This window comes from Sorangium sp. So ce381 (assembly GCF_051473845.1).
Lineage (GTDB): Bacteria > Myxococcota_A > Polyangia > Polyangiales > Polyangiaceae > Sorangium > Sorangium atrum.
This window is the reverse complement of sequence record NZ_CP150336.1, coordinates 591,462-604,652: the sequence shown is the minus strand read 5'-3', so window position 1 is coordinate 604,652 and position 13,191 is coordinate 591,462. Positions and strand designations below refer to the sequence as shown.

The 13,191-nt window shown below is 73.3% G+C and carries 8 protein-coding genes; 4 read left to right on the top strand and 4 right to left on the bottom strand.

Annotated elements, in window-relative coordinates; genetic code table 11:
• Nucleotides 1-2 precede the first annotated feature (2 nt).
• From WMF29_RS02200 to thiL, 4 genes are all read left to right on the top strand, one after another.
• Nucleotides 3-1,820 carry a dynamin family protein gene (locus WMF29_RS02200; RefSeq protein WP_437327256.1) on the top strand — a complete coding sequence of 606 codons (1,818 nt, stop codon included), beginning with the start codon at nt 3-5 and terminating at the stop codon, nt 1,818-1,820.
• A gap of 108 nt (nt 1,821-1,928) precedes the next feature.
• Entirely contained in the window at nt 1,929-2,657 is a 729-nt protein-coding gene (locus WMF29_RS02195) for a GTP-binding protein (protein WP_012233021.1), read from the top strand.
• On the top strand, nt 2,654-4,261 hold the full coding sequence (locus WMF29_RS02190; protein WP_437327255.1) for an ATP-binding protein: 1,608 nt from the start codon (nt 2,654-2,656) through the stop codon (nt 4,259-4,261). The genes WMF29_RS02195 and WMF29_RS02190 overlap by 4 nt, the downstream gene beginning before the upstream one ends.
• A complete protein-coding gene (thiL, locus tag WMF29_RS02185; RefSeq protein WP_437327254.1) occupies nt 4,258-5,247 on the top strand; it encodes a thiamine-phosphate kinase in 990 nt (329 codons plus the stop codon). The genes WMF29_RS02190 and thiL overlap by 4 nt, the downstream gene beginning before the upstream one ends.
• Before the next feature lie 453 nt (nt 5,248-5,700).
• Here thiL and WMF29_RS02180 read toward each other — a convergent pair whose 3' ends face one another.
• From WMF29_RS02180 to WMF29_RS02165, 4 genes are all read right to left on the bottom strand, one after another.
• Nucleotides 5,701-7,368, bottom strand: a complete 1,668-nt coding sequence (locus WMF29_RS02180) for a hypothetical protein (RefSeq protein WP_437327253.1) — start codon at nt 7,366-7,368, stop codon at nt 5,701-5,703.
• A gap of 30 nt (nt 7,369-7,398) precedes the next feature.
• Nucleotides 7,399-11,559 (bottom strand): PAAR-like domain-containing protein, encoded by a 4,161-nt coding sequence (locus WMF29_RS02175; RefSeq protein ID WP_437327252.1) that lies wholly within the window; start codon nt 11,557-11,559, stop codon nt 7,399-7,401.
• Nucleotides 11,560-11,710: 151 nt separating this feature from the next.
• Complete coding sequence (locus tag WMF29_RS02170; protein ID WP_437327251.1) at nt 11,711-12,499, bottom strand: hypothetical protein; 789 nt, start codon at nt 12,497-12,499, stop codon at nt 11,711-11,713.
• A gap of 191 nt (nt 12,500-12,690) precedes the next feature.
• Nucleotides 12,691-13,191, bottom strand: a complete 501-nt coding sequence (locus tag WMF29_RS02165; protein WP_437327250.1) for a hypothetical protein — start codon at nt 13,189-13,191, stop codon at nt 12,691-12,693.

Genomic DNA, 13,191 nt, shown 5'->3' with positions numbered 1-13,191 from the left:
ACATGCTCGAATCCTTCCACAGCCGCAAAGACGACGTGACCGGGGCGCTCAGGGATCTCGTGACGTTCGCCGAGTCCCTCGGCGCCAAGAGCGTCGCGGCGCGCATCACGAACGATCTCGTGAAGAAGCTCGACGCCGATCGGTTCCACCTCGTCGTTGTCGGCGAGTTCAACCACGGCAAGACGACGTTCGTGAACGCCCTTCTCGGCGCCTCGATCCTCCCCGTCGGCGTGACGCCCACGACGGCGGTGATCCACCACCTCGAGTACGCGGCCGAGCCGCGCGCCGAGGTGGTCTACGCGTCGGGCGAGCGCACGGGCCTGCCGTTCGAGGACGTGCGGGCCTTCACGGTCGGCGGAGAGCGCTCGTCGAGCGCCGGCGAGGTGAAGTTCCTCGAGGTGGGGTACCCGGCCGAGCTCCTGCGCGAGCGCGTGGTCCTCGTCGACACCCCCGGGGTGAACGACCTCTCGCTCCAGCGGGCGGACATCACCTACAGCTACATCCCGCGGTCGGACGCCGTGCTGTTCCTCATCGACGCAGGCCAGCCGCTCAAGGAGAGCGAGCGGGTCTTCCTCCAGGAGAAGCTGCTCGGGCAGTCGCGCGACAAGATCCTGTTCGTCGTGACGAAGCGCGACATCTGGAGCCAGGACGAGGAGGTCGAGGCGCTCGCCTACATCCGGAGCGAGCTCGGGAAGCTCGTGAAATCGCCCGTGGTCTTCCCGATCTCGAGCGAGCGGGCGCTGGAGGGCGATCGGCCCGGCAGCGGGATGCCGGAGCTGCTCGATCACCTGACCCGGTTCCTCGCCGAGGAGCGCGGGCGCATCCTGCTCGACAACGCGCTCGGCGAGGGCCTCGAGTCCGCGCGCCTGCTCGGCAAGGGCGTGGACGCGCGGCGGCGGGCGACCGCGATGTCGCGCGACGAGCTCAGCCGCCGCATCGAGATGATCGAGAAGGATCTGGCCGGCCAGTCGCGCACCATCGAGGAGCGGCGCGCCGGCATCCGCGAGGAGGTGAGCGCCATCCGGGCGTGGGTGCACCGCGACCTGGATCGCTTCGTCGACGATGTGCTCCGGCAGCTCCCGGCGATCATCGACGAGGCCCACACCGACGAGATCAAGGTCTACCTCGGGGCGTTCCTGGAGCGCACGTTCGCCGAGTGGGCCCAGGCCGAGACGAAGGAGATCGCCACGGCGCTCGAGGCGCTCGCCGAGAAGACGATCGCGCTCGTGCGCGAGGACGCGCACGACGTGGCGAAGCGGGTCAGCGAGGCGCTCGGCGGCGACGTGAAGACGCCGAACGTCGAGGTCGACACGTTCGGCTACGATGTCGGCGTCTTCGCGCTCTTCACCATCGGCCTCGGCGTGATGTTCACGAACGCCCTGCTCGGCGGGATCCTGGCGCTCGCGGCGCCTGTCCTGGCCGTGTACGTGAAGGAGAAGGTCGAGGCCGAGACCCGCAAGAAGGCGAAGGAGATGGCGCCGGTCGCGCTGCGCGAGGCCGCCACCCGGATCGGGCCGAAGCTCGACGAGATGATCCAGGAGTTCGCGAGCCGGCTCGACGCGTGGGTGGTCACGGCCGGCCAGGAGCTGCACCGGGAGGTCATCGAGGTCCTCAAGGCGGCGCGCGAGGAGCGGGTCCAGGCCGAGCCGAGCAGCGAGAGCCAGCTGAAGGCGTGCGACGCCCAGGCCGAGGCGCTCCAGGCGCTGACGTCGCGCCTGGAGGGGCTGCGGAGCGCGCTCTGGACCGTCGAAAACGGCGAGAGCAGGCCGATCCCTCCGCCCGTGTCCAGCGTGCCCAACGCGCCCGGCGGCTCGGCCTGAGCGGGGCGCACGCCTCCTGACAAGGGAGGAGATCCGGCCCAGCCGGACCTCCTCCGCCATGCGCCGTGGCCATATCCAATCGTCGGGCGCTCATGCGAGAATGCGGCCGTGCAGCTCGACTTCGCAGCCCGTGAAGTGACGATCAAGCTCGTCTATTACGGCCCGGCGCTCAGCGGCAAGACGACGAACCTCGTCTCGCTGCACGGCCTCGCCGGGTCCGACGCTCGCGGACGGTTGATGACGCTCGAGACGCAGGACGATCGGACGCTGTTCTTCGATCTCCTGCCGCTGACCTTCCGCGCGAAGGACGGCGACGTCTCGCTCCGCATCAAGCTGTTCACCGTGCCTGGCCAGCCGATGCACGCCGCCACGCGGAGGCTCGTGCTCCAGGGCGCGGACGGGGTCGCGCTGATCGCCGACTCGCAGATCTCCGAGACGCAGCGCAACGCCGAGGCGTTCTTCGACCTCCGCCAGAACCTGCGGGAGAACGGCCTCGATCTCGCGAGGATGCCGCTCGTCATCCAGTTCAACAAGCGCGACCTGCCCGACATCCGGAGCGACGAGGAGCTGGCGCGGCTCGCCGCGCGGGGCAAGGAGCCGGTGTACAAGGCCGTCGCGACCCGCGGCGTGGGCACGGTGGAGACGCTCATGGGCCTGCTCCACCTCACGTGGGAGACGCTCGATCAGACGCATCAGCTCTCGAAGCGGCTGTCGATCAGCGGCGAGGAGCTCCTGAACAGCGCGGCGCGCCAGCTCGGTGTGACGAGCTCGGTGAACGACCTCCTGGCAAGGCGAATGGGCGGCAGCCTCGAGAAGAGCTCCCGGATCGTTCCATGAGGCCCGACGCCCACAAGGGGACGCCGGCGGATTTCGGCCTCGACGACGAGGATCTCCTCAGCATGCCGGGCTCCGCGCCGATTCCGTCGGCCCGGGTCGCGGACGCGCCCAGCTCCTCGAAGCGCGACGGCGCGACCAGCGCGCCTGAGCCCTCGACGCTGCCTCCCCCCGCGGCGGCGCCGGTGGTCGACCTTGTCGGCATCGGCCCGCTCTCGCTCGAGGATCTCGTGGATCGCCAGGCCCTCGCGGAGATGGCGGCGTCATTTCACAAGCTGTTCGGCCTGCCGATCCGGATCCAATCGATCAACGGCGCGACGCTCGCGGAGTCGGGCGCGCTCGCGCCGCTCCCGCCGCTCGGCGGCCTGACGGGCGGCGAGCAGGAAGGGCGGCGGGCCAGCGCGGCGCCGGCGGATCGTGCGGCAAAACAAGGCACGTCGGCCGGCAGCGAGGTCGCGGATCCCCGCTTCGAGGGCGCGCTCTACCAGGTGTTCCCGATCGAGTACGACGGGCGTGCCATCGGCCGGTCGATCCTGGGCCCGTACCTCCCCGACGGCCTCGACGAGCCCCCTGCCGCGCAGATCGAGGCGGCGTCCCAGCTCGATCTCGCGCCTGCGGCGGAGGGGTGGCTGCGGATGCCGCGGCTCCGGCCGGAGCGGCTCGGCGCGATCGCGGACCACCTCCGCTCGGTCCTCGATCTGATCCTGTTCAGCGGGCACAAATCGCTCCTCACCTCGACGATGCACGTCGCGTCGATCCGCGAGAGCTTCCGTGAGCTGTCGCAGAAGAACGCCGAGCTGGAGCAGGCGTACGAGCGGCTGAAGGAGCTCGACCGGCTCAAGTCGAACTTCCTGGCCACGGTGTCGCACGAGCTCCGGACCCCGCTCACGTCGATCATGGGGTACAGCGAGATGCTCGCCGAGGGCATCGGCGGGCCTCTGACCGATGAGCAGCGCGAGTTCATCGATACGATCCGGTCGAAGAGCGAGCAGCTGCTCGGGCTCATCATGAGCCTCCTGGACCTCTCGAAGCTGGAGAGCGGCACGTTGATCGTGCACCGCACCGAGGTGGCCGTCGGCCCGGTGCTCGTCGAGGCGGCGTCGACCATCGCGCCTGCCGCCTCGAAGAAGGGCGTCGAGCTCCGGATCCAGGCCGAGGACGATCTCCCGCCGGTGCTGGGGGACGGCGATCGGCTGCGGCAGGTGTTCATCAACCTCGTCGAGAACGCGGTGAAGTTCACCGAGGCGGGGGGCGAGGTGCAGCTCGTCGCGCGCGCCGTGAGCGAGGACATGGACGACCTCCCCGGGCTGGTGCTCGTCGCGCCGCTCCAGCAGGCGGTCGAGATCCGCGTCGTGGACACGGGCATCGGCATCCCTGCCGGCGAGCGGCTGAAGGTATTCGACCCGTTCTACCAGATCGATCAGAGCTCGACCCGGGAGCACGGCGGCACCGGGCTTGGTCTCTCGATCGTCAAGCGCCTGGTCGAGGCGCACAGCGGCACGGTCCGCATCGAGCCGAACGAGCCGCGCGGCACCGTGTTCGTTGTCAAGCTGCCCACGGTCGCCGGCTCGCCGGCGAACAGCGTCCTGCCGCCCATCTTCCAATGAGCGGGCGCTCCGAGTGGAAGCGCATCGACATGCTGCGCGCCGTGCTCGGGGGCGCGGCGGGCGATCACGTTCTCTGCGGCATCGGCGATGACGCCGCGATCCTCGCGCCCGCGGCCCCGCGGGGCGGCGCCCTCCCGGGTGCCCCGGAGCCGCTCGTCTGGACGGTCGACAGCGCCGTCGAGGGCGTCCATTTCCGGCGCGATCTCCTGGGCTTCGAGGATCTCGGCTACCGCGCGACGATGGCCGCGGCGAGCGATCTGGCGGCGATGGGGGCGCGCCCTGTCGGCCTGCTGGCCGCGCTGGTGCTTCCCCCGAGCGTGAGCGACGACGAGCTCGGCGCGCTGGCGAGGGGTCAGCGCGCCGCGTGCGACGAGATCGGCACGGCGATCATCGGCGGGAATCTCTCGCGGGGCGGCGAGATCTCGATCACCACGACGGCGCTCGGCGTCGCGGCGCTGCCGCTCAGGCGCGACGGCGCGCGACCCGGCGACGCGCTCGCGCTGGCCGGTCCGGTCGGCCTCGCCGCGGCCGGCTTTGCGCTGCTCGATCGCGGCGTCTCGCCGGCCGGCGCCGCGGCCGAGCACGCGATCCGCGCGTTCCGCCGCCCGGTGGCGCGCATCGACGCGGGCCTCCGCGCGGCGGCGCGCGCCCGCGCGGCGATCGACGTCTCCGACGGCCTCGTCGCCGATGTGGCGCACCTCGCGCGCGCGAGCGGCGTGCGCGCGCTGCTCGATCCTGCGGCGCTCGTGAGCGCCGACCTCTGCGAAGCCGCCGCGCAGCTCGGCGTGGACGCGCTGGATCTCGCGCTCTACGGCGGCGAGGACTACGCGGTCGTGGTCGCGGGCCCCGACGTCGGGGAGCTCGCAGGCTTCGTGGCGATCGGCCGCTGCGCGGCGCGCGAGGAGGGCGCGAGCGACGTGGCGCTGGTCGGACCGGACGGGCAGCTAACCAGCCTCGTCGCGCGGGGATACGACCACTTCGCCTGAGTCTGTCTGTTCCAGCGGCAGCGCTCGCGAGCGCGCCTTTCGCTCTCCCAACCGCGTCCACGGCGCTCGCGAGCGCGCCTTTCGCTCCCCCAGCCGCGTCCGCGGCGCTCGCGAGCGCGCCTTTCGCTCCCCCAGCCGCGTCCGCGGCGCTCGCGAGCACACCTGGGGTTCTCCCGGCCGCGTCGGCAGCGCTCGCGACGGGCCGAACCTTGCGCGCCGTGCCCGTCGGGCGCTGCCCGTGCGCGCCGTGCTGCACGCCTTTTCGGCGTCGCACCTCGCGGTCGCACCGCTTTCGACGTGAAATCCGAGCGCCTGCTGCATCGCGGCGGCCTTGGCGAGAAGCGTCGCCTCGGCCTCATCGCTCTCGGCTCGCGAGGCAGATCCCTGGCAGGATTTCTGAAGCGCGGAACCAGCCCCTCGTCAGCCCAGGGGTGAATTGCGGCAGGTGAGCGCTCACGGTCGCTCGGGCTGTCCGCCGCCGGCGCGCTCGATGCCGATGCGCAGCACGACCTCGCCGGCGCCCAGGTCGACGCCGAGCAGCGCAGCGTCGCCCATGGCGAGCAGGAAGCGCAGCGCGTGCGGGGCGATCCGGAGCGGCGGCGACAGGCGCAGCGCGTCGCTCCCCTCGTCCACCCACGCGATCCGGCAGGCGTCGCCGACGTCGAGCGCGAGCGCGAGGTGCGACGCCGAAAAGGCGTGCAGCACGGCGCGCCCGGGCAGCGGGATCCGCCGGGGCGGCGCGCCGGCCACGCCGCGGCGGACGATCGCGCGCCCGCCCGCCTCAAGGTGATCGCGCCCCACGACCCGCGCCGAGGGCGGCGCGCCGAGCCCGAGGTGCGCGAGCGCCTCGAACGCCTCGCGCTCCTCGGGCGTGGGGCCGAGCGGCTCGCCCAGGGGCGGCGCTGCGGCCGGCGCGGACCAGGCTGCGGTGATCGCACGCGCCGCGGCCGCCTGCTCTGGGGTCGCGGCGGGGTGCACGGCCACGACGTTCCCTCGCGCGTCGAGCTCCTGCACGCCGCCGCCCTTGCCCACGAGCAGCCGGCCCTCCCGGACCGCAAGGACGGCATCGCCAAGGAGCTTGCCGAGGACGGTGCGCGCGCCGCCCTCGAGGCGCACGATGTCCTGGAAATCCACCGCGTATACCGCCGCGTCGCCAGCGGCCACCGGGCGGCGCAGGTGCAGCGTGCTCGATGCGCCGACCAGCGAGGTGGGCTCCGGCAGGGCGAACGGCGCCGGGAAGAGCCGCTCGCGGAGCAGATCCGCGTCCTCGCTGGACGCGAGCCGGCGCACCGCGTCGATGATCGCCTCGCGGAGCCTCCCGTCGAGCGGCGCGAGCTGGGCGCGGGCGCCTGGGGAGAGCGGCCCGAGGTCCAGGAGATGGCGCCCGGCGCCCGCGAGCGCCTGGTCGCTCGGACGGGACTGGAGCGCGCGCTGGAGATCCTCGCCGAGGAAGCGGCCGAGCAGGCGCCGCGGGAGCAGCTCGTAATCGGGCCGGCGCGCGAACGGCCCCGACCCGCCACCGTACCATTCCAGGAGCCCTCGGGCCTTGCGCATGTTCGCGCCGGCCTGCTCGATCCACGCCGCCGCCTCGAGGGTGTGCCAGGGATCCAGGAGGCGCTCGATCGGAGCGCACCAGGGGCCCTTGAGGTTCGGCGGGATCGCCTTGCGCCATTCGCACCGCGCGCGCTCGCCCTCCTCGCTGCTCCAGCGCGTCACGTCCTCGAGCGGCTCCGGTACGCCGTGCGCGGCGAGCCACTCGAGCAGCGCGCGGTCGTCACGCAGCTCGGCCCAGCCGCACCACTGCTTCCAGTCGAGGCCCCGCCAATAGATCGAACGGTTCTCCGGGTACAGGTCCACCCGGCCCACCGGCCCGCCCTCCGCCGCAAGCACGATTCCGAGTTGCGGCAGCCCGTGCGGCGCGCGGCCGCGCTCGTCGAAGGAAGCCTTGTGCTCGTCGATCTCGAGCGCCCCTCCGAGGACCTGCAGCGCCGTCCGGTCGAGCTCGACGAGGACGCGATCGCCCCCGTCGACCACCTGGCCCCGGGACGCCGCCGCGAGCGCGCGCTGGAGGTCCTCGTTCCGGGGAGGGCGGCCGTAAGGATAGGGATTGATGAAACGCACGAGCTCGTCTCGCTCCTCGCTCCGGGCTGATCAGCGCCGGCGCCGGCCGCGGCCCCCTTGCCGGCCGGGGCGCGCCTCGACCCAGGTGCCCTGATGCACGTACGGCGTCGTTCCGCCCGTCCAGTTCGGCGCCATCATGCCCGGGCCCCAGGCGTGGCCGCCCGGCCCCACGGACGTGGTGCCCGCGTAGGTCGCGGCCGGGTTGGCCGAGCGCGCGCCGCTCGCGATCGCCCGGGTCTCGTCCGCGACCGCTTGGAGCACGCTCGGCCCGTTGCCAGCCGCTGGGGTCGCGCTGTTGCACGCGGACAGCTCGACGCGCCGCTTTCGCCCCCGCTTCTGGCCGCGGAACCCCGCCGCCGTGAGCCGCTGCCCGAGCTGGCGGCCGTCGATGTACCCGTTGCCCCACTCCACCAGGTTGGGCGCGCCGTGCGTCGATACGATGACGTGATCCTCTCGCGCCAGGCTGCCCGGCGTGAGCTGATCGTATCGAAGCACGCGCGCGCCCGGGTGCTGTGCCTGAAGAAGGGTGACGTGCTGCTGGATGGTCGCGTCGGCCGGCGCGCCCACGACGATCGTCGTGAGCCCGGAAGGGTCGATGAAGATCGTGACGTTGGGGACGAACCCGATCTCCTGCAGCGCGCCCAGCAGGCCGAGCGGGTCGGGGGTCAGGAAGACGTGCGTCGCCGGGTCGTAGAAGCGGTGGCGGTTGTAGTGCAGGCCGGTCACCGCGTCGGCGCGCTGCCCGGCGAACCGGAGCGCGCCCGGATCGCCCGTCGCGCGCGCGACGCGGCCGAAGGCGCCGAGATCGATCTCCGACGCGCGCCCGTCGCGGTGCAGGTAAAGCCACGGCGTGGAGGCGGCGTCCGTCACGACCATCCGCCAGTCCTTGCCGTCGCGCGCCTCGAGGAGCGGCGTGAAGCCGTCGTCGTCGAACACGCGCTGGATCGACGGGCCGCTCGTCGGGCGCTCCTCGACGAGGCTCTCGCCATCCCAGCCGAACCAGGTGCTCTCGCCATTGCCGTGCGCCTGCGCGACGCAGCGGCCGAGGGGGTCGTAGAGGTAACGGACGGCGAGGCCGTCGCCACGGACCGCTGCGACGAGGCGGTCGCGCTCGTCGTACTGGTAGCGCCAGGTCTGCAGCGGCCCCTGGCCGGCGCGGCCCGCGAGGCGGCCGCGGGTGTCCCACTGGATCTCGGCGCCGCCCGCGCGCAGGGGACGGCCATCCCCGCCGATCGACCACGCGGGGCCGCGCGACGGGATCGGGGTCCCCTGGGGCGCGTACGCGAACTGCTCGTCGGCGCCGAGGCCGTGGAGGCGGAGCGGCCTGCCCTCGACGTCGAGGTCGTACCGACGCGCGCCGCGCTCGCTGTCCTCGACCGCCGCGACCGGGCCCACCCGGCTCCAGGTCCACGCGCGCGTCCGGACGGGCTCGCCCCGCCCATCCAGGATGGCGACGCTCTCCGGCATGCCCTGGACGTCGCGCGACCAGACGAGCGCGCGCGTCCCGTCGAGCCGCCTCCGCCGCGACTCGCCGCGCGCGTCCCGTTCGAAGGCGAGCCCGTCCGCCTCGGCGGCGGCGACCTCGAGCGACGCCGGCGCGCCATCTTCCTCGCGCCGGTGCACCTCGACCGACCACCCCGTCGCATAGCGACGCTCCAGCACGCGGCCCGCGTCGTCGAAGCGGCGTGCGACGGCGAACGCGAACCCGGCGGCCTCCTGGACCTCCCGGACGACCCGGCCGTCCTCGTCGCGCTCGAACGTGACCATCACGTCCGCGTTCCGCGCGCGCGTGAGGTGGCCGAGCGCGTCGTACTGGAGCTCCTCCACGAGCCCGCCCGAGGTCTCGAGCTTCGTCACGCGACCGGCGCCGTCGCGCTCGTAGCGCACCCACGTTCCGTCGGCGTGGGTCGTCCGGACGAGGTGGTTCGATCCGTCGTACTCGTACGCCGTGATCGAGCCGCCGAACGAGGTCTCGCGGGAGAGGTTGCCGCAGCCGTCGTAGTCGCGCGCATGGCGCTCGCCCGCGGCGTTCTCGATCCAGCGGAGCCGGAGGAGCGCGTCGTAGCCGAGCCGGAATCGCCTGCCGTCCGGGCGCACCACCTCGACGAGCGCGCCGGCGACATAGCGGTACCTGGTGATCCCGCTCGCGTCGGAGCGCGCGGTGACGCGGCGGCTGGCGTCGATCTCCAGCTCCTGGACGTTGCCGTTCGGCTCCTCCAGGCGCACCAGCGCGAAGCGCGAGTCGTACGCGAATCGGTAGACGCCGCCCTTCGGGGTGCGCGCCTCGACGGGGCACCCGAACAGATCGAAGACGTACTCGTAGACGTCGCCGGCCGGCGTCTCGACCCGCAGCGGGTTGCCGTGCGCGTCGTAGTCGTACGTGAGCTCGGCGCCGTCCGGCCCGGTGGACGCCCGCACGAGGCCGTGCGCGTCCCACTCGAGGGCGTGCTCGCGGCCGCGCCAGTCGACGCTCCCGGTCGGGACGCCCCTCCGGTACGTGGTGCGGGTCTTCTTCCCGTCGGGCCGCGTGCGGACGATGGCCTGCGCCTCTTCGTCGACCGCGTCTCGCCAGGTCGCGCCGCCGGGCTCGGTGACGCTCGCGAGGTGCCCCGTGGCGTTGTACGACAGCCGGGTAGTCCGCCCGCCGCCATCGCGGATCGAGAGCAGCCTGCCGACCGTGTCGTACGTGTAGGTGCGCGCGTGGCCGCGCGGATCGACATAGGAGGTCACGAGGCCGAGCGCGTTGCCCGTGTATGTGTGGGTCGCGCCCTCGCCGTCGATGACCACGGTCCTGCGCAGGGCGGTGTCGTACGAGAGCCGGGCGTGGTGGATACCCCGGGCGCCCGGGAGGCCGGGCCCGCCGAGCTCCGCGAGCACGTCGCGGCCGGCGATCTCGCCCCACGTCTCGACGCACCGCCTGACGCCGTCGATCGCCTCGTACCTGAAGCGGAAAGCGAGCCCGTCGGGCAAGATCTCCCGGATGAGGTAGTGCTCCTCGTCGTACTCGTACCGGATCTCGGCGCCGCCCGCGTCGATGACCCGCACGAGATCGCCCGCGCCGTCGAGCTCGTAGGTCACGGCGCGGCGGGTGTGCGGGGTGCCATGCTCGTCGGTCGCGGTCACCTCCCACCAGGCGAAGGGTCCCTGGCGCTCGAGCCGGGCGCGCCGCCCGACGGCATCGACGATGCCCGTGAGCTCATCGCCTCGCCATTCCAGGGTGGCCTTGTTGCCGAACGCGTCGCGGAGCTCGACGAGCGCGAAGCGCTCCTCCGGGCCGGCGCGGCGCAGCACCCGCACGAGGCCGTCATCGTCTTCGACGAGGAGATCCTCTCCGACGGCGGCGACGCGAACACCGAACGGCAGGAGCAGGACCTGATCCTGCGCGGGCCAGGAGAGCACCTGGGTGCGACCGCCCGGCGACGTCAGCTCGAGCGCGTCGCCGCGGCGCCGGGCGCTCCAGGCGAGATCGTGCGACCACCCCCACCCCATGCCGCAGCGGTGCCGCACCGCCGCGGTCGAATAGCTTCGCTCCAACGTCACGACCAGGGGCCCCGGCAGCTCGACGTCCGCGACCGGGTTCGTGTACATGGCCCCTGTCACGACGTCGACCGGGTGCCCCGCAGACGCCTGGCCGTCCGCAGACGGCGGCGCGGGTGGGCTCGGCGGCCCCGCGCCCTGACCGCTGCCTCCGCCGCCCCCGCCGCCGTTGCTTGGGCCCTGAGGGCCGCCGCCGCCCGGACCGCCGCCGCCCCCGCCGCCCCCTCCGCCCCCTCCGCCCCCGCCCGCGGCGTTGCTCGCACTCGCGCCTGCGCCGACAGTGATGCTCTTGTTCATCTGGCCCATGCTGCCCGTGATGCCGGCCATGCCGAGCTCGATGAGGACGTTGGGCGCGCCCAGCCAGGGGAAGCACGGTCCTCCCGTGTTGAGGCTGACAACCTCTTTGAGCGTGCCTGGCTCGTTGCCGTGACAGGCCTTCATGCAGCCGCCGACCGTGAGGATCTTCGCCCCTTCGATCTTGGTCCGCATGCACGGATCGATGATCCCCTCGGCCACGGTGCCCATCGTCGGATACGGGATCGGCAGCGGACTCGGCGCCGCGGGCGTCAGGCACACGCTGACGGCCATGCCGGTCATCTGGTGGCCCGACTTCTCCGTGATCGTGTCCATGTGAAGGGCGGTGACCTTGGCCATGGCGCTCTCGAGCGTCTCACGGGAGGTGCCCCGTCCTCAATGCGGAGGTCGGCGTGACGCGCGCGGTCCGTGTCAGCCGACCTCGCGATCGCGCCCGGCGTTCTCCCGGCCGCGTCCGCGGCGCTCGCGCCCGGCGCCGCGACGACGGCGCTCACCCGCCGAGCGGCGCGGCCTCCTCGGGCGCCACCGGGGCCTCGCCACCCGGCTCTGCCGGCGGCGCGTCGGCCTCGATCTGGCCGGGCCGCCGCGAGGACGGGCGCACCCGCGCGGCCAGCTCCGGGTGACCCGCGAGCCGGAACAGCCCCACGAGGAACGTCGCGGCGCGGCTGAACCGCTCGTCGTACGCCGCGATCGCGGCGGTCTTGGCGAGCAGCGTCGCCTCGGCCTCGCGCGCCTCGCGGGCCACGTCCTTGAGGTGGCCGCGGAGCGCGCCGCGCAGGCCCTCGATCCGGAGCACCGTCTCCTCGGCGTCCCAGCGGATCCCCTTGCGGCGCGGCTTCGGCAGGTCCTTGGCGCCGAGCGCGCGCGCCACCTCGCCGGCGAAGCGCTCCAGCTGCGCGGGGTCGCGCGGGGTCGCGTCCGTGAAGCCGAGGCGCGTCAGCGCCGCGGCGCCGTACAGGCCGGTGAGCCACTCGCGGAGCTCGGTCAGCTCGGTGTACAGCGCGGCGGCGGCCTCGTCGCGGGCCTCCCGCGGGGCTGCGTCGTCGGCGAGCTCCGCCTGGTGCGCCTCGTCGGCCGCCACCATGCGATCGCGCGCCTCGGCGAGGGCGCGAGCGACGATGTGCGTGAAGAGCGAGACGTCCGGCATCTTCTCTCCCTTGCGCAGGTGCGGAGAGAGCAGCGCCTCGAGCTCCGCGGCGATCCGGCCGGCGTGGGCCTCGCCGGACGCGACGACGGAGTTGGCGCTCTTCTGACGATCGGTGACCAGCTTCGAGGGCATGACAGCTCCTTCCCGTGAGGGTCGATGCGCGACGGCGGGCGCCGTCGCGGCGCGGACGAACGCCGCGCAACCGCGCAGGATAGGGTCCGGCCGCGCTCCCTCCATGGCCGGGCAGGTTTGCGGCGCTCGAGATCACCGGATCGGGGTGGGGTGCCGCGACCCGGGACGAGACGTCGCCCGGGCCGCCCGGCTCAGTTGCACTCGGCGGGCGGCGTGCTCCCGGCGAGGCTCGCTCGGATCTGGGTGAGCGCCTTGGCGCGCGGGGTTTTCCCGCTCTTCACGAGCTTCTCGATCCCGGCGCAGAGATGGGATGCCGTCGCCGCCTTCGACTTGGCTTCCGGCGACTTGCCCGACTTGGTGGCGACCGCGTGGAGCGCCGTGCAGCACGCCTGGATGGAGGCGCCTCCCCCCCGTGACGTCGTCCCCGTCGCCCCCTCGGCCGTCGCCGCCCCCGCATCTGCTGTCGCCGCAGGCTCGGCGGAAGCCGCCGCCGCGGGCTCTTGGGCCGCTGCGGGCTCCTGCGTCGCCGCCGCCGTCGGGGTCGCCGTCGGCACCGGATCGGCCGCCACGGGCGCGACCGTCGGCGTAGGCGCGGGGATCGTCTCCGGCTCTGCCTCTTCTTTCCGGCAGGAGCTAGACAGGATGCTGCAGGCAACGACGACGAAGGCGATGGACGAACGCGACCGGTTCAT